This is a genomic window from Paenibacillus sp. FSL H8-0332, assembly GCF_037963835.1.
In the GTDB taxonomy this organism is placed as follows: domain Bacteria; phylum Bacillota; class Bacilli; order Paenibacillales; family Paenibacillaceae; genus Paenibacillus_AQ; species Paenibacillus_AQ rhizoplanae.
This window is the reverse complement of the sequence record NZ_CP150145.1, coordinates 3,170,515-3,196,470: the sequence shown is the minus strand read 5'-3', so window position 1 is coordinate 3,196,470 and position 25,956 is coordinate 3,170,515. Positions and strand designations below refer to the sequence as shown.

The 25,956-nt window shown below is 43.2% G+C and carries 22 protein-coding genes; 2 read left to right on the top strand and 20 right to left on the bottom strand.

All coding sequences use genetic code 11. The annotated features are described in order from the left end of the window. Positions 1-4: 4 nt before the first annotated feature. The 5 genes from kdpB to NST43_RS13850 form a co-directional block, all read right to left on the bottom strand. Complete coding sequence (gene kdpB, locus NST43_RS13870) at positions 5-2,038, bottom strand: potassium-transporting ATPase subunit KdpB (protein ID WP_339224937.1); 2,034 nt, start codon at positions 2,036-2,038, stop codon at positions 5-7. 18 nt (positions 2,039-2,056) lie between these two features. Continuing rightward, positions 2,057-3,733, bottom strand: coding sequence for a potassium-transporting ATPase subunit KdpA (gene kdpA, locus NST43_RS13865; RefSeq protein ID WP_339224936.1), 1,677 nt, complete (start codon positions 3,731-3,733; stop codon positions 2,057-2,059). A gap of 327 nt (positions 3,734-4,060) precedes the next feature. After that, positions 4,061-4,387, bottom strand: a complete 327-nt coding sequence (locus NST43_RS13860; protein ID WP_339224935.1) for a hypothetical protein — start codon at positions 4,385-4,387, stop codon at positions 4,061-4,063. A gap of 228 nt (positions 4,388-4,615) precedes the next feature. Then, positions 4,616-5,332 (bottom strand): response regulator transcription factor, encoded by a 717-nt coding sequence (locus tag NST43_RS13855; protein ID WP_173127303.1) that lies wholly within the window; start codon positions 5,330-5,332, stop codon positions 4,616-4,618. Further along, complete coding sequence (locus NST43_RS13850) at positions 5,325-7,985, bottom strand: sensor histidine kinase KdpD (RefSeq protein WP_339224934.1); 2,661 nt, start codon at positions 7,983-7,985, stop codon at positions 5,325-5,327. The genes NST43_RS13855 and NST43_RS13850 overlap by 8 nt, the downstream gene beginning before the upstream one ends. A 231-nt stretch (positions 7,986-8,216) precedes the next feature. On the opposite strand from NST43_RS13850, the gene NST43_RS13845 reads away from it, so the two are divergent. Further along, complete coding sequence (locus NST43_RS13845; protein WP_339224933.1) at positions 8,217-9,200, top strand: SHOCT domain-containing protein; 984 nt, start codon at positions 8,217-8,219, stop codon at positions 9,198-9,200. Positions 9,201-9,255: 55 nt separating this feature from the next. On the opposite strand, the gene NST43_RS13840 is transcribed toward NST43_RS13845, so the two are convergent. The 15 genes from NST43_RS13840 to NST43_RS13770 form a co-directional block, all read right to left on the bottom strand. Continuing rightward, positions 9,256-10,077: a chromosome condensation regulator gene (locus NST43_RS13840; RefSeq protein WP_339224931.1), complete on the bottom strand. Its 822-nt coding sequence runs from the start codon at positions 10,075-10,077 to the stop codon at positions 9,256-9,258. Between the two features lie 153 nt (positions 10,078-10,230). After that, positions 10,231-11,001, bottom strand: a complete 771-nt coding sequence (locus NST43_RS13835; protein ID WP_339224930.1) for an NAD(P)H-dependent oxidoreductase — start codon at positions 10,999-11,001, stop codon at positions 10,231-10,233. Between the two features lie 200 nt (positions 11,002-11,201). Further along, the gene (locus NST43_RS13830) at positions 11,202-12,752 is read right to left on the bottom strand and encodes a peptide ABC transporter substrate-binding protein (protein WP_339224928.1); all 1,551 of its coding nucleotides are present in this window, start codon (positions 12,750-12,752) and stop codon (positions 11,202-11,204) included. Between the two features lie 276 nt (positions 12,753-13,028). After that, positions 13,029-14,027, bottom strand: coding sequence for a hypothetical protein (locus NST43_RS13825; RefSeq protein WP_339224927.1), 999 nt, complete (start codon positions 14,025-14,027; stop codon positions 13,029-13,031). A gap of 13 nt (positions 14,028-14,040) precedes the next feature. Then, positions 14,041-15,603 (bottom strand): HAD-IIIC family phosphatase, encoded by a 1,563-nt coding sequence (locus NST43_RS13820; RefSeq protein WP_339224926.1) that lies wholly within the window; start codon positions 15,601-15,603, stop codon positions 14,041-14,043. A 15-nt stretch (positions 15,604-15,618) separates the two neighbouring features. After that, positions 15,619-15,861, bottom strand: a complete 243-nt coding sequence (locus NST43_RS13815) for an acyl carrier protein (RefSeq protein ID WP_339224925.1) — start codon at positions 15,859-15,861, stop codon at positions 15,619-15,621. A 13-nt stretch (positions 15,862-15,874) separates the two neighbouring features. Next, on the bottom strand, positions 15,875-16,258 hold the full coding sequence (locus NST43_RS13810; RefSeq protein ID WP_209870528.1) for a VOC family protein: 384 nt from the start codon (positions 16,256-16,258) through the stop codon (positions 15,875-15,877). A 28-nt stretch (positions 16,259-16,286) separates the two neighbouring features. Then, positions 16,287-16,949, bottom strand: coding sequence for a hypothetical protein (locus tag NST43_RS13805; RefSeq protein WP_339224924.1), 663 nt, complete (start codon positions 16,947-16,949; stop codon positions 16,287-16,289). Positions 16,950-16,984: 35 nt separating this feature from the next. Further along, positions 16,985-17,926, bottom strand: a complete 942-nt coding sequence (locus NST43_RS13800; RefSeq protein WP_339225416.1) for a nucleotidyltransferase family protein — start codon at positions 17,924-17,926, stop codon at positions 16,985-16,987. A 42-nt stretch (positions 17,927-17,968) separates the two neighbouring features. After that, positions 17,969-18,976 carry a hypothetical protein gene (locus NST43_RS13795; RefSeq protein ID WP_339224923.1) on the bottom strand — a complete coding sequence of 336 codons (1,008 nt, stop codon included), beginning with the start codon at positions 18,974-18,976 and terminating at the stop codon, positions 17,969-17,971. Further along, positions 18,973-19,248, bottom strand: coding sequence for a PqqD family protein (locus NST43_RS13790; protein WP_339224922.1), 276 nt, complete (start codon positions 19,246-19,248; stop codon positions 18,973-18,975). Before NST43_RS13790 ends, NST43_RS13795 begins: the two co-directional genes overlap by 4 nt. A 22-nt stretch (positions 19,249-19,270) precedes the next feature. Continuing rightward, positions 19,271-19,702: a lasso peptide biosynthesis protein gene (locus tag NST43_RS13785; protein WP_339224921.1), complete on the bottom strand. Its 432-nt coding sequence runs from the start codon at positions 19,700-19,702 to the stop codon at positions 19,271-19,273. A 205-nt stretch (positions 19,703-19,907) separates the two neighbouring features. After that, positions 19,908-20,972: a radical SAM protein gene (locus NST43_RS13780; RefSeq protein ID WP_339224920.1), complete on the bottom strand. Its 1,065-nt coding sequence runs from the start codon at positions 20,970-20,972 to the stop codon at positions 19,908-19,910. A gap of 55 nt (positions 20,973-21,027) precedes the next feature. Further along, entirely contained in the window at positions 21,028-22,779 is a 1,752-nt protein-coding gene (locus NST43_RS13775; protein ID WP_209870508.1) for an ABC transporter ATP-binding protein, read from the bottom strand. Next, the gene (locus NST43_RS13770; protein ID WP_339224919.1) at positions 22,773-24,563 is read right to left on the bottom strand and encodes an ABC transporter ATP-binding protein; all 1,791 of its coding nucleotides are present in this window, start codon (positions 24,561-24,563) and stop codon (positions 22,773-22,775) included. Before NST43_RS13770 ends, NST43_RS13775 begins: the two co-directional genes overlap by 7 nt. Before the next feature lie 429 nt (positions 24,564-24,992). On the opposite strand from NST43_RS13770, the gene NST43_RS13765 reads away from it, so the two are divergent. Then, the gene (locus NST43_RS13765) at positions 24,993-25,838 is read left to right on the top strand and encodes an SAM-dependent methyltransferase (protein ID WP_339224918.1); all 846 of its coding nucleotides are present in this window, start codon (positions 24,993-24,995) and stop codon (positions 25,836-25,838) included. The last annotated feature ends 118 nt before the right edge of the window (positions 25,839-25,956 follow it).

Sequence of the window (25,956 nt, the reverse complement as noted above, 5' to 3'; positions counted from 1 at the left end):
TCCTCTAGATCCAGATCCTGACAATCAGGTCAATCAGCTTGATGCCTGCGAATGGAACAACCACACCGCCAAGCCCGTAGATGACAATATTGCGCGCCAGCAGCCGGGTTGAGCTCATCGGCTTGTACGATACCCCGCGCATGGCGAGCGGAATCAATAGCGGAATGATAATGGCGTTGAAGATCAGCGCCGAGATAATCGCCGAGCTGGGAGACCCCAGCCCCATCACATTCAGGGCCTCCATCTCGGGAATGGCCAGTGTGAACATGGCCGGAATGATGGCGAAATACTTGGCAATATCATTGGCGATGCTGAAGGTAGTCAGCGCTCCGCGTGTCATGAGCAGCTGCTTCCCGATCGCTACTACCTCAATAATCTTGGACGGATCAGAATCGAGATCCACCATGTTGGCCGCTTCCTTGGCTGCGGTTGTCCCGCTGTTCATCGCCAGCCCCACATCGGCCTGGGCCAGGGCGGGGGCATCATTGGTGCCGTCACCGGTCATGGCTACAAGCTTGCCCTCATTCTGCTCCCGGCGGATGACCGCAATCTTGTCCTCCGGCGTACTCTCGGCAATGAAATCATCGACCCCGGCTTCCCGGGCAATCGTGGCGGCGGTCAGCGGGTTATCCCCGGTACACATGATCGTCTTGATCCCCATACTGCGCAGCTCGTCGAAGCGCTCCTTCATCCCGGGTTTGACGGTATCCTTCAGATAGATCAGCCCATAGATCCGGCTGTCTACTGCAACGGCAAGCGGAGTGCCGCCTAATCTGGCAATGGCATCCGAGTTATTGTCCAGATCGGACGGGACTTCACCGCCCTGCGCCAGCACCCATTTCTTCACGGAGTCTACAGCTCCCTTTCGCACCGACCGTCCATCCCGCAGATCAATACCACTCATGCGGCTCTCTGCCTTGAACTCTATGAACTCCCCTCCGTCTGCAAGGCTGCTGTCATACCGGAGTTCCAGCTTCTTCGCCAGCTCCAGGACGGAACGCCCCTCCGGAGTCTCATCCTTCAGCGAGCTGACCGCCGCCCAGACGGCAAGCTCTGTTCCTGACGCTTCGCCTACCGTGACGAATTCACTCGCCATCCGGTTGCCGAAGGTGATCGTACCGGTTTTATCCAGAATCATCGTGTTGATATCCCCGGCGGCTTCCACCGCTTTACCGGACATCGCCAGGACATTGAACTGCGTCACCCGGTCCATCCCGGCAATCCCGATCGCTGACAGCAGCCCGCCAATGGTAGTCGGAATCAAGCAGACGAGCAGCGCGATCATGACCGGAATCTCCAGCTTAACGCCGATATAATCAGCGATGGGACGCAGGGTTACCACGACAATGAGGAAGATAATCGTCAAGCTGATCAGCAGGGTGTTCAGGGCAATTTCATTTGGTGTCTTTTGACGTTTGGCCCCTTCGACCAGTGAGATCATCCGGTCCAGGAAGGACTCTCCCGGATCACTGGTAATCCGCACCTTGATCTGGTCGCTGACTACACGGGTACCGCCGGTCACGGAGCCGAAGTCCCCCCCGGCCTCCTTAATGACCGGTGCCGACTCCCCTGTAATCGCCGATTCATCGACAGAAGCCAGCCCTTCGATCACTTCACCGTCACCGGGGATGAATTCTCCCTGGCTTACGACCACCACATCGCCTTTGCGCAGCTCCGAGGCGGGTACCTCCTTGATGGCTGAACCCGCCAGCTTGCGGGCGGTGATGTCCTGCTTTGTTTTTTTCAGCGAATCGGCTTGGGCCTTGCCCCGGCCTTCAGCCAGTGCTTCCGCGAAGTTAGCGAACAGCACGGTGAACAGCAGAATGAAGAATACGGCAATATTGAACCCGATGGCATGCTCAGCGTTGAAATACCCCGGCGCCAGCACCATAAGCAGTACGATGACCGTACCCACCTCAACCACGAACATAACCGGATTCTTCATTAGAGTCACCGGATTAAGCTTCACCAGACTGTCCTTGGCAGCACTCCACAGGATGGGGCCGGTCAGCAATTTTTTGCGTTGTACAGTACTCATTCTCTTCTCTCCCTCTCCCTACCGTAGAGTCAAATATTCTGCAACCGGACCGAGGACAATCACCGGCAGGAAGGTCAGTGCGCCAATGATCAGCACCGTACCAATCAGAATGCCTGTGAACAGCCCGTTATCTGTGCGGAACGTTCCAATTGTCTCCGGCACCGGCTTCTTGCGCAGCAGAGAACCGGCGACCGCCAGCATCGCAATCATCGAGACATACCGGCCCAGCAGCATAACCATACCCGTCGTTATATTCCAGAAGGACGTATTATCCGCCAATCCCTCAAAGCCCGAGCCGTTATTGGCAGCAGCGGACACATATTCATACAGTACCTGGGTCATCCCGTGGAATCCGGGGTTGGTGATGCCGCCCTTACCGAGATCCGTCAGAAAAGCGGCCGCCGTCGGCACCAGAATAATCAGCGGATGGATCAGAATAGCGATGGCGATCAGCTTCATTTCCCTTGCTTCAATCTTGCGGCCCAGGAATTCCGGCGTTCGTCCGACCATCAGTCCGCAGAGGAAAACACCGAGTATCGCATACATCAGCATATTGATCAGTCCGACACCTTTGCCGCCGAACACATTGTTCAGCATCATCAGGGTTAGCGGCGTAATGCTGCCAAGCGGCGTCAGCGTGTCATGCATATTGTTCACACTGCCGGTGGTTGCCGCTGTGGTGACAGTTGTGAAGAGCGCCGACTGGGCAATCCCGAACCGGACTTCTTTTCCTTCCATACTGCCTTGTGAGGCATCAATGCCCATCGCGTTAATCGCCGGATTACCCGCACGTTCAGCCGCATAATTCAATCCCAGCAGCAGCACGAACAACGTCATCATCGCTCCAAAAATCATCCAGCCCTGACGTTTGTTCTTAGCGAACTTCCCGTACATATACGGCAGAGATGCCGGCAGCAGCCACATGGAGAGAATCTCCAGCACATTGCTTAGCGGACTAGGGTTCTCAAAAGGATGGGACGAGTTGGCTCCGAAGAAACCGCCGCCGTTCGTGCCGATATGCTTGATGGACTCCAGGGAGGCCACAGGGCCAATGGCAATCTGCTGTGTCTGGCCTTCTAGCGTGGTCACCTCAAGTGTCGGTTTCAGAGTCTGCGGCACATGAAGCGCAACAAGCGCCATTGTTACAAGCAGTGCAAGCGGAATGAAGATCCGAATATGCGCTTTGACGAAGTCTTCGAAGAAGTTCCCCACCGTGCTGCGTCCTGTAATCCCTCTGACAAAAGCAACCGCAACCGAGAAGCCGCTGGCTGCCGAGGTGAACATCAGCATCGTCATTACCGCCATCTGCGAGAAGTAAGATACCCCGCTCTCCCCGCTGTAATGCTGGAGGTTCGTATTGGTCATGAAGCTGATTACCGTATTGAAGGTGAGCGTCTCTTCCATGTTGCCGATCCCGTTCGGGTTGAGCGGAAGCCCCTTCTGTAACCGCAGAAAAATATAGCTGAATACGACCAGTGTTATATTCGTTACAATGAAGCTGACCGCATACTTCTTCCAGGACATCCCGCCCCGCTGCTTCAGCCCGATCAGACGATAAATCCCCTTCTCCGCTCTGCCGAATATCCGGTCTGTCCGGTTCGGTTCATTCGAGAAGACATGATATAGATAAGTTCCCACCGGCTTCACCAGCAGTACGAGTATTAAGATCACTATTAGCATTTGTACAATCCCCACGGATGACCCTCCTTAATATTTAAAATTTCTCGGGATGAATCAAAGCATAGACCAGGTAAAGAAACAGCAGCGCAGTCGCTGCAAGCACAACCGCCATCACTCATTCCCCCCTTGTTCATCCACCACACGGCCGCACCATTGTGCAAACGCGTAGAACAAAGTGAACAGAGCTGCCATAACCACTGTCATATACACATCCATCATCGTCTTTGCCACTCCTCATCCTAATGTAATCTCTCTCTTGTAACTCCGGTCTAGCGTATCATTTCTGCCATAAGTTCAGGGTTAGGGTTTCCTCCGGCGCATTAAGATCCCGTTAAGACTGAATTAAGAGCGGTAAATGTTTTCACCCAGCAGCTGATTGACCTCCTTGATAAAAGCGCCATACCCTCCATCCGGCTCCATTCTGTGCGGCAGCGCCCTGGCCAGAATCAGCTCTGTCTCCTTCGGATCGAACTCGAAGCTGTTGATCAGCATCTCCCTGACCTCCCCGGCCTCTGCGCCCCCGGCAAACTTACCCGCAGCAGCGTATACCAGGCTATTCTCGTAGGAGCAGCCCTGCAGCAGATAGACCCGGTCATATTTCCGTTTGATCAGCACAAGCACCGCAGTCAGCACTGTCATCAGTCCGATATTTCTTAGCCACACATCCATCTCCATGCCTTCTCTCTAATGTGGTTCACTTCAGGACTTAGCGTACCACTCCCGCCATTAGTTCAGGATTAGGGTTTGCTTCAGCGGATTAAGATTACGTAAAAAAATCGCCAGCGTGCTGTAACCCCCGTTGCTCTCTGTCAGCAGGAACGGCAAAAAACCATGCCTGTACAGGCATGGTTACGAATCCTTTATTTCTTAATCGCTATGCGGATTCCGCTTGCTTGTTCAAATCACCCTGCTGTCGTCCCCGATCTGGAGCATCCGGTAACCGACACCGATATGCGTCTGGATCACCTTAGGCTGTGAAGGGCTGCGCTCAATCTTCTTGCGGAGCGTCGCCATGAATACACGGAGCGCCGGAATGTCATACGTTGGGCTGCCCCAGATTTCATGCAGGATATAATTATGGGTCAGAACTTTGCCCACATTCTTGGCCAGCAGACCCAGCAGCTTATACTCAATGGGCGTCAAATGGATCTCATCCTGGCCCAGCCAGACACAGCCCGCCGAATAGTCGATCCGCAGATTCCCGTTGGTGAAGACAGACGAATCCTTCATCAGCTTCTCGCTGTCCCCCCGGATTCGCCGCAGGCTGACCCGCAGTCGGGCGAGCAGCTCCTCCACGCTGAAGGGCTTGGTCAGATAATCATCCGCCCCGGCATCCAGCGCCTCGATCTTGTCCCGGTCCTCACTGCGGGCGCTGACCACGATGATCGGAAGGTTGGACCAGGCCCGGACCTTCTTAATAATATCAACGCCGTCCATATCGGGCAGACCAAGATCCAGAATCATCAGATCCGGCTGACTGGATACCGCCTCCAGGATGGAAGCCTCCCCCGTCTCCGCCGTATGGTATTTATAGCCCTGAGTCTCCAGTGTTGTGGTAATCAGCTTACGGATAGGCTTGTCATCTTCGACGACCAGAATCATTGGTTTATTCATGGACGTTCACCTCCTCTGCCAGCAGGGTGAAGCGGAATACCGTCCCCTGCGGAGCATGATCTTGTACTTCAAAATGCCCGCCATGGGCATGAATAATAGATTTGCAGAGCGCAAGTCCCAGACCCAGCCCGCGCCTGCCGTCTCCCCGGACATTGTCCGCCGTATAGAACATCTCGAACACCTTGGCCTTGGCTTCGGCGGATATTCCCGGTCCGTCATCAGCGACTTCTACCACAACGAAGCCCGCCTCTTGTCTGGCGGTTAATGTAATATGTGACCCGGAACCGGTGTATTTAATCGCATTATCTACCAGGTTGATGATCACCTGAATAATCAGCCGTGAATCCATTCGGGCCATCAGCAGCTCATCTTCGAGCAGGACCCGGATCACATGATCCTCCTTGTTGCGGTTCACATGCAGCAGCGCTTCCGCAATGACTTCCTCCAGCAGCTCCGCCTGGAAGTTCAGGTGAACCGCACCATTGTCGATCCGGGTAATGGACAGCAAATTCTCCACCAGATTAATCAGCCACATCGAATCATCATAGATATCGCTGTACAGCTCCTGCTTCTGGTCCTCACTAAGGACCATCGAGTTGCCGATCAGAATTCCTGCATTGCCGGAGATGCTGGTAAGCGGCGTGCGCAGATCATGCGAAATGCCGCGCAGCAGATTGGCACGCAGCTGCTCCTGACGAATTTGCAGCGTGCTTTCTTTTTGCTGCTCACTCAGCTTGTCTTTCTCCAGGGCCAGCGCGCATTCGCCAAGCATGGCGATCATCAGGCTTTTCTCAAATACCTCCAGCGGTTCTTCCTGCTCCATCACGATTCCTGCCACGGCAAATACGGCATCCCCGCTGCGTACCGCATGATACAGACAACGGGCCATCGAGAACGTATCGGTAGAGGCTCCGGCACGTTTATTATTCCGCAGCACCCACTCCGCAACCTCGCGTTCAGCTTCCAGTGTATCCCTCTCCGCCTCCACAGCACTTCCAGCCTTGGGATAGACGAGCGGCTCCGAGAGTTCATCTCCCTCAACCTCATAGATGATAATGCTCCGGTCCAGCAGCTTCAGCATTTGCAGTGCCGTCTCATTGATAATGGCCGGGGTGTCTTTGGCCTGCTGCAGCTTCCGGCTGGTCTCCAGCAGCACCTCCGTCCGGTAAGCCTTTTGTGCCGATTCCCGCGCCTGTTCCTTGACCCGCAGCGTCAGCGTACTGGTGATGAACGAGGCGGCAAGCATGACGACGAACGTCACCGGGTAACCGGAATCATAGGCTTTCAGCGAGAAATAAGGCTCTGTGAAAAAATAGTTAAACACCAGCACGCTCAAAATCGAAGTCGCCGCGCTATACAGCCGTCCCTTCGTAACCATCGCGTCCAGCAGAACACCCAGAATATAGACGGTGATGATGTTCGCTTCGCTGAAGCCCAGAACCTTGAACCATAATCCGATCAGCGTGCAGACCAGCAGAATGCCCAGCGTTTTGGCGGTATCAGCCAGTGACAGCAGCGGAGGTCTGGCATACAGCGGAATTCTCGGGTGCGCGGCAGTCTCATGGTCCGGGATGATATAGATATCAATAGTTGGAGCGGCCGCCGTCAGCTTATCGACAAAATTAGAGCTGGTCGGTAAGCGGCTTTTATGCTGTGAACGACCCAGGACGATCTTGGAGACCCGGCTGGTTTTGGCATATTCGGCGATATGTCCCGGAACATCCTCACCGTACACTGTCGCAATCTGGGCCCCCAGCTGTTCGGCCAGTCTCAGGTTCTCCCTCAGCTCCGACTTGTTCCTCAGTGTCAATTCTTTCGTCCTGGAGGTCTCCACATAGAGTGCGGTGAACTCTCCATGTAGGGCTTCGGCCATTCTGGCCGCTGTACGGATGACCTTCTTGCTGGACATTGCCGACGACAGACAGACCAGGATATGTTCCTTGGTATAAAAGCCAGCCGCGCCTGCTCCCTCCCCGAACTGCAGAGCAATCCGGTTTAACTGATCCGCTGTATAACGCAAGGCGATTTCCCGCAGGGCAATCAGCTTCTGCGGTTGATAGATCTCCCCGTATATCTGTTGCAGCTGCTCATCGGGACAGATCCGCCCTTTTTGCAGACGTTCTATGAAGTCTCCGGGTGCGATATCAACGAACTCAATCTGATCTGCACGATCGAACACACTATCCGGAATACGCTCGGGTACAGGAATCCCTGTAATGGAGGCTACCACATCGGTCACACTTTCAATATGCTCAATATTGATGGTAGTGTACACATTAATTCCAGCCCGCAGCAGCTCCTCCACATCCTGATACCGCCTTTTGTGGCGTACTCCCGGAGCGTTGATGTGGGCCAGTTCGTCCAGCAGAATCAGCTCCGGTCTCCTGCGGATCGCCTGGTCAAGGTCAAATTCCCGGACGATTGCCCCGTTAATAGATATTTCCATCAGTGGAAGAAGATCCAATCCTCTAAGCCGATCTGCTGTTTCTGCTCTGTCATGGGTCTCAATATAGCCGGCCACTACCTGAGTCCCTTCCTTTTGCTCTGCACGGGCGGCATCCAGCATTGCACAGGTCTTCCCTGCTCCCGGTACATATCCGAAGAATATTTTCAGCCGGCCCCGCCGTTTCTCTGCCGTAATCTGCCCTGTCATCCGAATGTTTCCTTTCCTCTTATGAACCTCATTGTTCCATGGATTTCTCCCAGCCATTATACACTCTAGCGTCAGTATAGCATGTGCATAATCAGCATAGTATTACGGATTCTGCTGTGGGATTAAGATTGCATTAAGATTAGTGTAAGTCAATAGAGGGTAAATCAACATGCTTCCCGAATATATGCTCAGAGGCCTAATTCTTACATACCGATTCTAAGGAGATCTGAGATGACAAACGAACAGCACAGCACACAAGGTACAATGGAAGTGATTTTGACGAATGCCATCAAAATTCCCGGGGTACGGGTAGACCGGCGTGAATTCCTCGCTCAGCAGTTTGCCAAATATGATTCTTATGGAAACATGCACACGATACTGGATAAAGGGCCGCTTGAAGCCGGAATCAACCTATCTGTGATTGATAAAATGGCGAAAACGATAATTGAGAAACGGACCCTTCTGAGTACAGCAGCCTCGACAGCCGTTGGACTTCCAGGCGGATTAGCCATGGCGGCGACCATTCCGGCAGATACTTTGCAGTTTTTTGGCGTAGTGCTGCGAATGTCTCAAGAACTCGCTTATCTGTATGGCCGCACCGACCTGTGGGAAGAAGACCCCGCAGATTCAGAGCATGTTACCCGGGAACTAACTTTGTATTTGGGAGTAATGTTTGGAGTTGCAGGTTCAGCTTCCATGATGAGGTTGTTGACGGCAAGAATCTCTCAGCAGCTATTGAAGAAGCTTCCGCAGCAAGCTTTGACCCAAACCATGTACTATCCGATTCTTAAGAAAATCTCAGCTTATATTGGAATCAAAATCACTAAAAAAACCTTCGCTCAAGGTGCATCAAAGTTCGTACCGGTCCTCGGCGGGCTCCTCTCGGGCGGAATGACTTATTTCTCGATGAAACCAATGGGTAACCGTCTGCGCGAGGCCCTATCGGCTGCCAGCAGCGACTACTCAGAGGCACAGTTCGAGCAGGATTACGAGAAAGTGAAGCGTTCGGCAGAAGATGAAGAGATTAACGTAATCGAAGGAGAATTCTTTGACTTGGGCTTTGACTCGAAGCAAGAACCGGTAACCTCATCTGCTGCGGGCAAAGAGAACTTCAGTGTGGCTGATGAACTGCTGAAATTCAAACAGCTGCTGGATATGGGCGCGATCACACAAGAGGAATTTGACCGTAAAAAGTCGGAATTGTTGAACGGCTGATTCCGTGTAATTGTTCATGAATAGCTATGAGCCCTGTTTTAGGTAGCGTTCATAGCTATTTTTCAACATCACATTGCCCGTATGCATTGCTCCCTGCCGCAACTACCACGCCATCCGCTTGAAGACCTAGCGTATGGGTGCAGCCTGCCACAATAGCAACGATATCCGTCCAGCCACTTACCTCGCATTGTCCGTAATCATTGCAGCCTGTAGCCGTCACTGTGCCATCGGATTGTAGACCTACGGTGTGATGACTGCCTGCCGCAATGGCCTTCATTGTGCGCCAGCCGCCAACTTCGCATTGTCCGCGCTTATTCAGACCTGTAGCTACTACTGTGCCGTCTGCTCTAAGTCCGGTCGTATGAAGATAACCCGCTGCGATCATCGTCAGCTCCTGCCAGCCATTCACATTCCGCTGCCCATAGCGGTTGTTCCCCTCTGTAATAGCCGTACCATCGGCCTTAAGTCCAAGTGTGTGCCAGTCTCCTGCTGTAACCGCAACGATATCCGCCCAGCCACTGACTTCACATTGCCCTTCGTTGTTTCTTCCCGCCGCAATCACCGTTCCGTCCGCCTTCAGCCCGACCGTACGCCGCCAGCCTGCCGCAACCGCAATGATATCGCGCCAATCGCCCACATTACATTGATCATGCTTATTCCAGCCGGCAGCGACCACCGTTCCGTCTGCTCTTAGCCCTACTGTATGCGAATTACCTGTATGAGCATTGCCTGCTGCAACCGCAACAATATCACGCCAGCCGCTTACCTCGCATTGCCCGTATGTATTTTCGCCGCAAGCCCGCACGGTTCCGTCCAGCAAGAGCAGAACTGAATGGCGGTATCCCGCCGCGATGGCGGATAATGAGTCGGTATGCATATGCATTGCTCCTTTGGGTTCTGTTGCGTATAAGGATCTCATTGGTATAGCTAGTATTGCAAAATATTTGTTACATTTCAACGCCCTTGTGAAGGGCATTCTCTCATGTTGACCCTCCTGGTCGTGAATGAATATATTTAATTTCATTCATTATTAAGCGCGTTTAGCCATTCTTTTACCGATTCTGTCAAACAGATGTCCTGCTAAGCTCCTGACAGGACCCAGAGAGACCGGATAATAATACGCCGCTTCAAACCAGCCGTTAGCCTGGTAATGCCGGTAATCTTTCGACCGCTCATCCAGCATATGCTGAATACTGGTCCGGGACAGCCGGAACATCAGCAAGCGGAACAATGTGGGAGTCGGCGGTGCCGGCCGCATCAGTCCTTTGTAGAAGCGGGCCGCAGACTTGCGGATTCTCACAGCATTCTTCTGCGCTGCTGCCGTGGTAACTGGCTCCATCGTACTAAGCACACACCCTTTGGTAACCTGGAACCCGAAGTTCTCTCCCATGCTGCTAAGATATTTGACAATCGCATTGCCGCCATGAATTCCCTGATTGACGATCGCCGTATACGTCTTGCCGAAGAACTGCGGCCGATGGAACACATACGCCAGCCGGTCCAGCAGATTCTTCATCGCTGCCGATACATGGAATGCATAATTGGGGGTCGCCATAATCACACCGTCTGCGCCCTCCATTTTCTCCACCAGCACATCCCGGTCGTCCCTCAGCGGACAATATTCTTCGCCTTTACTGAAACAGGTCTTGCAGCCCCGGCAGAACTCTAGCCTATAGTCCTTGAGGAAAATATACTCAAACTCAATCTCCTCATAGGTTCTGAGCTGCGCTTCAAACTCACGGACCGCTCTGTACGTATTGTTCTTTTGCTGATTGCCGATAATTGCGATGACCTTCTTCATGATTGTCCCTCCAGAATAGAATACTGAATATGAATGAATATAATATAATTCGTTCATTTCATACTAACATAGATATTCTTAGTTTTCAGTTCGGATACTGCCTGTTCTTGAACAATTGGTGAAGGACTTCAAGACAACGCAAAGAAGCCACAAGCAGCAATCTGCTCATGGCCTCCTGACCCTTGTATTCTATACGCTTTTCACCGCCACGACCCTCTTGTGAAAGCTATGGACCCGTCATAGTCAACATATACATTTTTGATATTAGGATGACTCAAATAATCAGTCACACTGTAAAACAGCGGAATAACCGCCATTTGATTCATTAGCAGCTGTTCGGCCGTGGCATAGATCTGCATACGTGTGCCGGGGTCACCCGCCTGCCGGGCTTGCTGTATATAACGGTCATACCCTGCATTGCTCCACCCCGTATCATTGGAGACATTCTGTGAACTGAACAGCTCCAGCATCGAGGCCGGATCATTGAAATCAGCGCTCCACCCCGCTCTTGCTATAGCATAGTTCTGATGTATACGATTATCCAGCAGTTCCTCGAAGCTTTGGATTTCTACACTTGCTTCAATACCTAAGTTCTTTTGCCAGTCCTTAATCACTTTACTTGCGATAACGTCATGGTTGATATATTCATTCACGATAATAGTGAAGCTGGGGAACTTGGTGAGTCCCGCTTCTCTCATGCCTTCCTTCAGTAATTGCTTGGCCGCCGCCACATCCTCATGAAAGTACATCTTGTCCGACATCTCTGTGCGGAAATTCAACTGGGTCCCATGAATACTTGGCGGCACCAATCCAAACGCCGGATTGCCGTAACGCAAGGCTTCGCGGTCAATCGCCATCGCCAATGCCTGGCGGATCTTCAGATTGTCAAACGGCGGCTTAGTCAGATTGAATTGATAAAAATAGGTGGAAGCATACGGTCCTTCATGCAGGTCGCGGGAAGATGCGCTATCTAAAGATGTATAATCCACCGATTCCTCCCCTCCGCCTCCAACCCAGTCAACCTCCTTATTCATATAAGCGGCGGTCGGATTCCCAGGCAGCAGCAGACGTACCTCCGGCAGCTTAATTTCTTGGGCCGCATAATAAGCAGGATTTTTAACTATAGAAATCTTATTACTCTTCCATGTATTGAGCTTGAAGGGACCATTGGTTACCATAGACTTAATGTCTGTAGCCCATTGGTTGTTGGCCTTCGCGGTCTTAGCATACACCGGCAGATAGATACTCTCTGCGAGCAGCTGGATGAAGTAGGAGGTTTTCTCCTTTAATGTGACCTGGAGTGTGGTGTTATTCAGAGCCTTTACGCCGATTTTGGAGGTATCCTTCAGAAGTCCCTCGTTGTAGTTCTGCGCATTATTAATCATGTACATATTAAAAGCATAAACATTCTTGGCTTCCGGAGCCAGCGCCCGCTTCCAGGCATACTCGAAGTCCGAGGCCAGCACCTGCTGCCCGTTGCTCCATTTCGCATCCCCGCGGAGTGCAAAGGTATATGTTCTGCCATCCTTCGAGAGGGTCCATGATTTTGCAATTGCCGGAACGGCCTGACCAGCCGCATTCAAGCGGACCAGTCCTTCAAATAACCCTTTGACAACCGTCACTGTGCTGTCATCCGCAGCTGCTGCCGGATCAAGCTGATCAGGAAGACTTCCCAGACCGATACGTAAAATCTTATTTGCTTGTGCAGCAGATGAAGTATCTGTCCCTCCGGTGAGCGTTACACTCATCATTAAACCTACTGCCAAAATGATATAAAGCAACCTTTTCATCAACGTTTCCCCTTTGTAAGCTATTATGTATTAGTAATAGAATAGCATGGGGGGCAGATATTACGCTGTCGTAATTTATCGAAGATCAATAATTATATTCCATGTAAAAAAGTCCATAATCAAAGGATCAAATCAAAGGTTGTGGTCTTCATGCTCCCTGACCAGCAGAGCTTTATCTTGAGCCGTAATACACTGTAATCTCCTCAGTAAGAATAATTTCTTTCTCACTCGTCTAAATTAATATATTTTACACTGCTTTATGTTATTCAGCATTAAATTCATCGCCTCTATTTCCATACATTCTATTTCCCCCAACAATCTAATGATCTGATCCATCTGTTTATCATTCTGAGTTATAATTGCCTTAAGTAAAAGGTTTCTTGCTGAAAGAGTTTTCTGCTCCAATTGTTTATAAAGTTTATATATAACTTCTGCTTGGTTAAGAAAGCCGTGAGTTTGCATATATTCTATACGATGAAGCATTAAAACCTTATGGTCATAAATAACATGGATATGTCTAAAATCCGTATTCTTATTTATTAAATCCTCCTTTATTTTCCTGTAAACCTCTAATCCAAATACACTTTTATTAGGATTGTTTATATAAAAACAACTTTTTTCAAAGCTATTTTTAGACTGTAAGAACTCATCCAAGAATTCTATTACCAACGAGGGTTTAAAATCAAATATGCCTTTAGCATTAAAACTAAGAAGCTGCAGTCCCCCTTTATCTAAAAGCCAATCATCTTTTTCCTCAATGGCTAAATATGCTTTTTCAATTTGTGAAAATGATACCTCTGTATAAGAGTATTTCTCTTTAATAGAAAAATCAGCTATGTAAAATACTTTCTTTTCCATATTGTAACCATATATAAATGTATCGTGAGGAAAAAATTCTGAGCGGCCGAAATAGGATTGTTCAAACACGCCATAAATATAATTATTAAGATCGATACACTCGATAAAAAACTCACAAATATCTTTTTTAAAAAACAAAATGGTTTCTCGTTTTAGATGTTGATTATAAATCCATGGGCAAACCTCTAATATAGGATATTTATAAAAGTCAACAAAGGTTTTGTCGTGCGATTCGTCTCTGATCATATGCAACTGAATATAATTGCTATAGATCCATGGTTGTGTTTCAGGATAATTGGATAGAATTGAAAATAAATTAGCTTGCCATTGCCAAGAAGTTATAATTGGATACTTCATTGGTAAGATTTTAGAGTTCATTTACTTTCCTCCTCTAATTTAAATGCAAAAGTAACAAGTCAATAAAACCATCATTTTTTTGAGTTCTTATACAGCTCTCTACTTTGATATCTTTAAAATTCGTTTTTACGTAAGAAATAAGTTGATTTTCAATATTCCTTCCTAATACCCGGCAAGATAAACAAAACAAATCTAAATAGTATATTCCAGATAGTTGTATGACACCAAATGCTCCGACAAGACCTAAATCGCTGAATTTATCCGACACATCAACTGCATATAATTTATAACCTTTTGTACTGATTTTCTCTTTTATTTCAGATACAGTATACCTTTTACCTACCGTACACTTATTCGCTCTTTGGCTTAATTCTGAAATTCGATAATACTCTAAATCATCTGCTATATGTATATTAATTTTTGTATCAAGAGCGTTTAAATATTCCTCATATGAAGCTGTCTTCTCTTTCAAAACCGTCCTATGCACATTTGATTGATACGTATTATTCCTTATTGCAATAAGATTTGCATCGAAATCAAGAGACAAGTTGAACAAAGATAAACTGCTGTAAATATTTTCTTTTTTAAAGAGTACTGCTTTAACATCTGGTAAAATGCTATTTACCGATTCCACTTCAAAAATAGAATCATCAATAAATACGATGCTATCCAAACTTATATTTAAAACTTCGGCTATTAATTGAATTTGCTCTGCTTTATTGTTCCAATTTACTTGAAAACTTGCGATGTGCTCTTCTCTTAAGATCATTTCACTATGACTATTGAATACCTTTAAAACATCTGATAAATCATTTTTACTTGAAACAGTCAAAATGATCCCTAAGGTATGTAAAGTTAACAGGAATCGTTGGAAATCTTGAAAAAACTGTCCCGGGCCATTAGAGGCTAAACTTATATTTTCAATACCATCTTCACTTAATATCCCACCCCACAGAACATTATCACAGTCCAATACGATACATTTTTTTTCATTTCTCTTTAAAATACGGAACTGTTTAAAAATCTCTTTTGCAGCTAAATAGATAAGATCGGATGTGTATGGGGAATTCCAGCGGTACAATCCTTTGGTGTCATATGCATCTCTGGTTCCGATATAAGATATTAACCTTTTCAGGTCAATAACTATATCAGAAGTTTCACTCAATAGATCTTTGATCTCTTGATTCAAGCGGTCAATGAAATTATAATTATGAAGAATATTTCCAACAACCTCATGCAAACAATCAAAATAGTCTTCAAAACCCATCCATATTATTTTTGAATTAACTTCATTACGCAGCTTTAAATATATGACTTTGATGTATTCTAGTACATCTTTATAAACTATCTGCAATTCATCTTTGAAACCTATGTTTGAGAGTATTCCCGGGCTTAATTTCCTGATATTCAGCCAAACCAATATTAGATCCGACTTTTGCATTACTTCAATATGACGGTTTTCAAAGCATACATTACTAGGTATATAATTAATTTCAGATGGAGTATCGAATAAGCTGTTAATATGCATTCCAAAAAAGTGTTCAATCGTTATGTTAGAAATAACTGAAATGTTCAGATCCTTACCTTGAATATACAAAGAAGTGAACTCCCTTCATTTGACGGTGGAAAGAACTTGCATCACCTTGTTAAGAGTATTCATACGGGCAAGTATTATATATTCCTCTGGAATTTCAACACCCAATTCTGCTTCCAAAGTTACAATAAATCTGATAAAACCAATTGAATCTAAGCCAACCTCTGTCAAATCACGATTCCTGTCAGCTAAAGATGGCAAATCAGCAACATCAAGTGCTTCTAGTAGCGCAGAGTGTATTGTCTCAAAGGTAATATCCATTTCGTATCCTCCACTATAAAATAAACTCAATTAAACTCCCATTATTTAAGCATGCGAAAACAACTTTTCTATTTTGTAGCGCAGGCGCTGTAATCTGTCTTGTGAAGATTTTTCCTATCTTTAAAGCTTTAAACCATTGATTCATATCCATTTTTGTTCCACTTTCGAAACAGATATGATGATAACCCGATTTGAAATTTCGAACGCTCGACCTTTCACTTACTGCTTCGATTAATTCAATAAGCAAACTGCCATCTTGACTTTCTAGAAACATAATATTGTTATCTTGTATGAAATCATAGACAACTTCGCCAATTTCCACAAAACCAAGAGCTTCGAAAATTATTCGGTCTTTCTTCATATCCTTCACAATAAAACCTAAATGATGAATTTTCATGATTTCACCTTTATTCTCATCGAATGTATTAAATGTTTGTTGTGTAGATATCAATGTAGGGGTAGTTCATATGAAACAGACCTGTAGATATTCTTTTAGTATGATTAAAGTTCTTATTACGATTTAGATAACGGGTGTAATATTCATTCGGAGAATATAAATACAAAAAAACTGTTCTGTTGAATTCTCTTACCGAAGATAATATATTATCCGTAGTCTTCATAAAATATTTCAGATCAAACGGATTATTAAAAAAGAACTTATTCATATTTGGAGATATATTCATAGCCTCGGCGGGGCATAAATGAAATGAAATCCTATCCCTCTTTTCGATTCGTGTAAATTTCGAAACATTTTCCAGCGCAATAGAATGCATTTCTTCGTTTATTTCCACTCCAAATGTATTCATGCATCCATAGTAGGAGGAACAAATAACCGTTCTTCCTTTCCCACTGCCAAAATCCACAAAATGATCATTTGGAGTAAACGGCTGATATTTAAACAGTTTCTTTAATGCCGAGTAGGGCGTTGGTTGATAATTGGAGTATCCGGATTTATTATTCAGTAGAATATACTTATCTGTGTCTATTTTTAATTTTCTGTCGTAATATTTGTCCATCAAATAAAAGGAATACGTATGCACCATGTCAAGAAAAGAAGTCATATAATTATGTTTGTTTACTTGTTCCATAAGATAAACACCACCCGTTGAATATAGGAAGCTAGTCAGTACCCTCTAAATACTTTATTATTAATTCGTAATTTGTGGATATCCGCTTCTGTTAAATTGTTTTTTATCAAATTAAGTTTTTTATCTGTTTGAAGTCTTGTAAAAAAATCCGTTTGCCATTTTTTCCGTTCTTGTTCCGTTAGTCCATAATAATCAAGTAGCTTCTCTCCTTCTTCTGTCTTGAGCGCTTCTAAAAATTGATTTAAACAAGGATCTTTAAAAATCAACTGGGTGTAATAGATTACATAAAAAATATAAGGTGTTATTTTATATTCATTACTAAGGTGATAAATTGTTGAGACTGTGATTGTATCAAGATTGTTCTTGATTAAATAATAGACATCCTGAAACATTGGAAGGTTTATGGTGTTATGGTTAACCAAATGGTAGATAGAATTCATTTCTTTATAGTGATGCAAACATACTTGTAGAAGTGCTTTTATTGGAGGTAGTGTCTGTAATTTATGCCCGTAAATCTCCATTTCGGATGCATCTTCCAGGAAGTGATTAACATCGATCCTCTCCCCCGAATATTCCCCCCAAAATAAATCAAAGTTAATGTCCAACTCGACATGACAGCCTTTTTTAGATTGCAATTCTTTGACGTAGGGAACCAATTGGTGAGAAGACGCTAGACAAAACACTCTTGAAAAATTGGTTTTTTTTTCATCTCGGCTTATTGCTTCAAAGCCGCACGTTTTTAAAATCTCCTTCATTTTTGGAATGCTTTTCCGATCAATAAGAATATCCACATCACCGAGTCCACGGAAACCAAATTTATTGTAGGCCAATAATGAGAGCGGCTCTCCCTTTATAACAGCATATGGAATTTCGTTCATCACTTCCCAAAATACTGATAGTTCTTGATAATTTACACGACTGATTATTGACAAAAGTCTATTTTCGGAACGCAGGTGCGTTTGAATCCATTCTTCCACTAAATGCAAATGTCTCTCTCCTTCAGACAGTCATCCTTCTGATTAGTTTCTAAATATTTCTTCAATAAATCTTTCATCAAAAATACTATCAATATCTCCCAAATCAAGCGCCTCGAATCTGGGTAGGCACAATTTAAAAAAACACACATCTTTCGATAAAATTTGATATAAATGAATTAAATTCAGCTGCTCAGGCAGTAATTTCGAGGGATGAATTGAATTCTCCAGAAAATATCTTAAAGCTTGAGAATTACTTATCTTATTAATGGAAGGAACAACGATATCGTCTTTAATCTCCAGATAAATAATTTTGGATAAAGTCTGAGTCGTATAGAATTTCAGCTTTGAAAATTTAGAAATATCATAATAATCTTGAACCTTGTTGCCCAAAAAGCAGTCTTCACTTTGAATATTTGCTATAAAACGATTTATTGATCTTAAATCACTTTTTCGTACTCCAATTGTTTTATCTAAGGAATATACTTTTTTTTCCTTCAAATTCAGATAAAAAAAATCATTACATAATAACCCATCACAAGCCTCAAACAATTGGACTATAGTCGATGATTTACCGGAATTAGATTTACCTATAAAGCCGATGGAGGAGTTGTTTTTTACCAGTACTGCTCCATGAAAAGGAATTTCTCCATTCCTATATAAGACTTGTGCGATAAAAGTTTCTACAAAAGATTCCGTAATCAAATAATGCTCCTGATCTTTCCGATATAGAATAAATAATTTGTTATGAAAAAAATCTCTTGAAATCATGATGTTTTCCAATAAAATAAGATCGGAGGCAGGAAGTTTCTGCGAAACATAATGACCTTTAATAATAGAAGGATCCAAATCCACACTGTGTTTGGAAAGAACATAATTTGATTTATTTATATAAGGATGATCTCCCTCAAAACTTTGAAAATATACTTTTATGTCTATTCTCCTATCCTCACTGTATTGATAGTCCGGATAGCTATTCAAAGAATCAAATAATTTTGGATCTTTACTGGTTACAATAAGTTTATACTTGCCTAAACTAAGCGTCTTTTTCATGAAATTTCGTAAAGCATTCCAATTTGCTGCATTTGCTCTAATAGGATTTTTATATCTTGGCTTAGCTGTTCTTGATTTTCAATTTCATAATTTTGTTCAAAATAATTGTTGATATCGTCTATAGAACAACCTTCGTGTACATGAATAAATTCAAATAATTCTTTGGCTGTTTCGTTAAATACATGATATTTTTCGTCCGTCATTGTAAACACAACAAAATCTTCATCAATCTGGTTCCATCCAAAATCTCTTGCGTTAAGTTTATACATCATGATCGTATCTCCTTTTCAAAAGCTAATTTTTCGCTTCAAACGAAACCTTGTATTTCTTTATACTCTGAGATTCGAAGTAGGGCTCTCCGTCTAGTTCTACCCAAGCATGTCCAGAAAGTACTTTTCGGTTATGACTGTCATAATAGTGCCAGAATCCAACCTTCAGTGTTACACAAACACCATAACGGCACGCTAAATAAAATAAGATCTGAGATCTCTTCAAACAACCAAGTTCTAAATGTCTATTAATCAAAGAACTATTGCTTACGCTAAGCATTTTTTTTGTAACGTTTATAAATTTTTTCAGGTTCGGATTTAAACGTTTATGCTTTAGGGAGTACTCAATGACTTCATTCATTTTCTTCTCTCTCAATAAAAACATAGCATAAATTAATTGCAGCATCGGGGTTCCTTTCTGCATTACAAATATCTCAGGTGGCATTTCTAACGTCAAAAAGGAAAGTGCCACCCGAAGGATATTTGACGATTTTAAAAAACAGGTATTATACCTTCAATCAATAAGGGCATGCAGTGTGACAGCTACTTGCTGAGTTACCAGAAAGCACAACTGTTTCAAGTGCACCATAAGATACAATTTCTGGTTTGAAATATGTTTTCTTCATTGAGTTCACCTCCTTTCCATATTATAAATTTAATATTCAATATTTTCTTTCTGCTAAACAGCCATAAGTACTGTGAGCCTGGATACAAAAATCTTTTTGCGGTTTAGAAAGATCTCCGGAGGCCTTATAATTTTTCGCTATACATTTAATGCAATAATTATCTATTTCACAACTTAAACATTTATCAAAATCAGCCGCAGACAAAGCACGGATCTCATGAAATAAGGAATTGTCCCTCCAGATGTTTTCAAACGGTTTTGTTTTAATGTTCTCGGTGTAACCACCGCTGTTTTCCGGCACACTAGTATCTTTAAAAATAATACATGGAAATACATTTCCTTCAGCATCAATAAAAGCTGATGTTCTTCCAGCCCGGCAGATGCCATCAGAAAGTTTTCTTTTTTTATAATTTTCTTCTATATAATCATCAGATACTTTATAAACCACTGATTTGTCCGTTTCTATTAACTTGGAAATCTGTTCATTAGTTAATTTATATTGCAAAGGTTTTGTATTCCCGCTGTATGTTGAAGTAATGTTATAATCAACTACTAGTTCGACTCCCAGCGATTTGGATAACAAATTTAATGAATTCAATGAGTTAAGGGTTTCTTGAGTGAGTACACATTTCATCAACACTTTCACGTTTGCTTCTGTCAACAATTTAATGGCATCGACTGTCTTTTTCCATGCTCCAGTTCTCTGTACGATTTGATCATGTTCGCTTTCGATTCCAGAGTGCAAACTTATCTCAATTCTCGAAAACAGCTCAGAGAGTTGTCTATAGTTTTTTTCATTTATTAGTGAACCATTGGTATTAAGGGACAGGCCAAACCCTAATGATTTAGCCCTTTCAAATATTTCTATACATCTTCTCTTTAATAAAGGTTCTCCACCAGTAAAATTAATTTCAATCGTGCCTATTCTTTTTAAATCGTCCAACAAAGTGAACAATGTTGCAGTATCTAATCCATCGTCTTCATCACACTCGGCATAACAAAACTTGCATCTCCAGTTGCATCTTTTGGTTAATTCAATTTGAACATGACTAGGTACGTTTTTAGCCCGCAATACACTGAGAATATGCTCACTTAATACCATATTTCCACTCCCGCTTCATTTAATTTAAAATCAGTTTTCAAAACTATCGGGTGGACTAGTGATACCACTGTTCTTGAGCTGTATAGAGTTTTATGTATTCAGCATTGTTCTCAAGCAGTTCTTTATGAGTCCCGATTCCCACAATTTCACCATTATTCATGACGATAACCCTGTCCACCACTCTGCATAGCCCCAGTCTATGAGAAATAACCAAGGATGTTTTATTCTCTGAAATTTCCAGGAATTTCTCCAGCACTTCCGATTCGAAGGTCGGGTCCATAGCAGAAGTTGGTTCGTCCAGAACAACCATTGAACTATCCCGGAACATCGTTCTGGCCAGTCCAAGCCGCTGGTTGTCTCCACCCGATAATTCAATCCCGCCGAATTCGTTTCCGATAGGGGTATCCAATCCTTTTTCTTTGACAAGCTTCCCCATCCCCATCATTTTCACAACATTTAAAATAGCCTCATCGCTATCCATTTTTTGAGTCTTACTAATCGCAATATTCTCTCTGATGGTAAGTTTGTAGGTAACAAAATCCTGCCATATAGAGGAAATGAGGGAATAATAACTTGTTTTATTGATATCCTTAAGATCCGTGCCATTGTAATAAACGCTGCCGCTACTGGATGAATACATCCCCATGATTAATTTTGCCAGGGTGGTTTTCCCGCTCCCGTTTTTTCCGACTATTGCCAACTTTTCTCCTTTATGTAGTTGTAAGCTCACATTTTTCAGAGCATAATCCGTCTTATTCGGGTATCGAAAAGAAACATTGTCCATAGTAATTTGATTAAAAGCTCCTTTTATTTGCGCTCTGCCCTCAACCTCTTCCTCCAATTCCAAGAAATCAAGATAGTCTTTCGAGAACAACAAGTGTTCTTTAAAACGGCCAAATTCCACCAGGAAAGATCTTGTCTGGTCTTGCACTATTGCAAAAGCAGCAATACACGCACCAAACAGTCCGAGCGTTATCTCATGATGGATAACAAGTCTGTAGGCAAAAAATATGCTGGTCAAGTATCCAAGTGTCCTGAGAAAATCGCACACTAGTAAAGTCAGACTATCTTTCCTTCTGAAATCCCACTCTTGACTCAACACAGCATCACGATAATAGGTCCACTTCTCGGCCAAGTAATCACCGCTGCCGTTAACACGCATCTCTTTTACAGCCTGCTTATTATTGAACAGACTCCAGAAATAATCCAGGGATCTCCGCTTGGGGGCCTGAAACCATTTCAAATAGTAAAATTCTTTCCCCCGGATAATTCTGGCTATTAAATAAGGAAGCACGCTAAGCAAGGAGATTGGAATAAACCATAAGCTATAGGATGCCAATAGAGTGATTACAAGAAGCACCGAGATGAAACTGGAGAACACGCTGATTGTAATCATAAGTAATTGCGGAATTACCGCTCTCGTTACACAATCTTTTGCTCTATTTAACTTATTTAATATTTCAGGTGTTTCCATGCTGATAAAAGGAAGCTTCGTACACTTTTCACCTATATAAATATTAAGCTGATATCCCAGTTTCTCGTAAATCCCAATAGACACAAATAACCCGGCGATACTCTGAAGGATGGTTTTCAGGATATAAATCGCTATAAATAGCACCATGAAAAAATAGATTTTATGCAGATTTAACAAAGCCGTGTTGCTAAATTCATGAAAGATTGATGACAAAATTCTGGTTGAGACTGCGGGATATAAGAAACCGGCAGCCGAACTAACTACAATAATCAAAAGCGATCCGGGCGAAGAGTCCATTGCTATTCTAAATATTTTAGCCAGCTGCTTTAACATATGATGTCATACCATTTCGCCTGAGCTTTGAACATTTCAGCATATATTCCCTGTTTGGCGATTAACTCATCATGATTGCCCTCTTCACAGATCCGCCCATCATCTATAACAAAGATTTTGTCTGCCAATTTGGCACTTGCCAAACGATGTGAGATCATAATCGAACCTTTTTCTTGTATAACCAAAGAAAGAGATTGATAAAGTTCACTTTCTGCAACCGGGTCCAAAGAAGCTGTTGGCTCGTCTAGAATGATAAATGAAGAATCGGCGAAAAGTGCTCTGGCTATAGTAATCCGCTGCCACTCGCCTCCAGACAGGTCTATGCCGTCATCCTCCAGCTTCCCTAAAGGCGTATTCAGTCCTTTCCCGGTAAGCTTAAGGAATCCCATTGGTTCAGCCTGTCCCAAGGCCTTATCTATAGCTGCATCGTTATGGATTTTTGTAATATTCCCTAAGGCTATATTCTCCCGTACAGTTAAACTGTATTTCATAAAATCCTGGAAGACGACGCTGAAAAGAGCAGAAATCTCATGCTGACTCAAGTTTGAAAGCGCTATACCATTAATAGTGATCTCACCCCTATCAGGTTGATAAAGCCCGCACAACAGCTTAATAAGCGTAGACTTTCCAGCACCATTTTTACCGACAATTGCAATTCTCTCATTATGTCTTATCGTCAGGGACACACCTTGCAGAATCGGTTTTTGAGACTGGGGATATGAAAAGTAGACATCATTGAAACAAATTTCAGGACTATTGAAACACCTCTCTTTTTTGAGATCAGCGCTCTCTTCACTTTCAGGCAAAGACATAAAATGCTTATAGTACTTTGTCTTCAATACATTTCGGGAGTATTCGGAATATTCCCAGGAGACCTGCTCCGATATACTGATAATCGAATTGAGAGAGCCGATTAAAGCCACAAAAAGTCCTAAAGTAATGAGTCCGTTGTACATATAATTTACTAACGTAATAATAATTAGCACTGTCCAAGCCATAACACATAAAGTATTGATAAAGATAAGTTTTTGAGATTTTACATTGGCGCCCACCCTCTCTTTATAAACTTTACTTCTGATCCCTCCCCATTGATTAACGATATATTCTACCGCACCAAATAATTTGAGTTCAGAAAGGGAGGATTTAGTAGTCAACAACCCTAACAAATATCCCAACTTCCGATCTTCGGCAGATTGTTTGTAGAAAAGACTGTCGAGGATAGTCATAGCTCTATAGTTTAGAAAAAGCATGGGGACCGTGAATAAAAAACAAAGTACTGACAACCAGACAGAAACCTTTGCAAATACCAGATTTAGTAGTACCAGTGAAAGCAGAGAACTGCCTATCTGCGTGATATTAAGAAAACTGTTTTTGATACTTTCGCTAGGATTGTCACTCATTTGAAATATAGTATCCTGCGTTTCTTGATCTTCGAAACAACTGTATTTGAGCTGCTTATACTTGTTCAATACGACCGGTGTCCAGTTTTTCAATAATAATCTATCAAAATTTATATTGAGGTAACCCTCCATCGACGTACAAAGGGAGATTGTCAAAATAGTGATAAGCAGCAGCACCAGGTTCAGACCCACGTGGGTGTAACCCGCATTGCCTTTGTATAATTCAGATACACTGTCGATTAGATCTTCTGTTAGCAACAAGCTTAACGGTGCCAAAATGGCTGACACTATTAACAAAATTATTTTGAGTATGGCATGAGCTTTACAAAACTTTATCATGATTTTTATCGGGTCCAGGCAATATTGTAGTAATTGCAGCTTCATCACACCTTGTTTTTTGGAATTAGTGTTTTCACTTAATAAATTGTTTTCTTCAATTGCGCTCCAACAAATAAACAAATGAACATTTAAGTTTACATTTTACAATTACATAAAACCACTTCCTTTCTAATTAATTTGCATCTTATCACAGCATTTTCCATCTGTAAAGCGACTAATTTGTAATAATATTGAAATTATTTAAAATTAAATACAAAAATTAAACAAATATCGGATTTATATTGTTACATTTTTATCTATTGACTCATGTTTTTTCCTATGGTATTAATTACAATATTAAAAGAAAATCATAAATTATTAATTTAATCATTACAAATGAATAAATTATTTTATTCATTTGAACATTTAAATGATAATTATGCGCAATTACTTTTACTAGGGCACTTATTCTATCTAAAATTGGAGTTTTCGCAAATGAAGAAAAATAAAAAAAGTTGTACTGTCATTGATAAACTAATTTCGGAAAATTGGTTTGATAGCTTTGAAGAGGCAAAAAAATGGATAATATTAGGTCGAGTTTTGGTTAACGATGAATTAATAATAAGTGTTAACGACAAAGTTCCTGTAGATGGAACAGTAAGAATTAAAAGGTATTATCAAAGAAAGTATGTAAATAAAGGAGGCTTAAAATTAGCAGGCGCATTAAGTGATTTTGGAATTGATGTAAATGGAAAAGTGGTAATGGATTGCGGAGCTTCTACTGGCGGGTTTACTGATTGCCTGATACAAAATGGAGCAAAGCTTGTTTATGCTGTTGATGTAGGGTACGGTCAATTAGCAGGGAAACTACTATTCGATAAAAAAATAGTGAATATGGAAAAAACCAATCTTGCTGACAAAGTTCTGCTTTCGTTATTCCCTTCTCCAGAAGTAATCACTTTAGACTTGTCATACCTTTCATTAAAATATGCCCTGCCATTATGTAGAGAAATCATCGGGGATTGCGGGACTGTAATTGCTTTAATTAAACCTCTGTTTGAAGTAGCATCTTCTGATATACGGAGAAGCGGGGAATTCGACAGTATCGATACCATCCGTGATATATTAACCGATTTATGTAATCACTTTATCGAAGACTATGAGATAATTGGTATTACCAATAGTCAAGTTACAGGGAACAATGGTACATTAGAATTTTTTATTTATTTGGAATGGGGAAATAATAATCAAAAAAATATAAACAGTGACTACTCATATTCAGTCGATGCGGCCATTAATAGAGCCTCGGAGTTAGATTGTTTTAGTAAGCACTCATTTTAATAAATACATATCTTCATGTCCTTAATCTTGTTGGGAAGAACAGACCACTCAAAGGAAGACCACCAACAGGGATCTTCTAAGAAACAAAAATCAGGACCTTCCGTTGGACGGGTGGTCC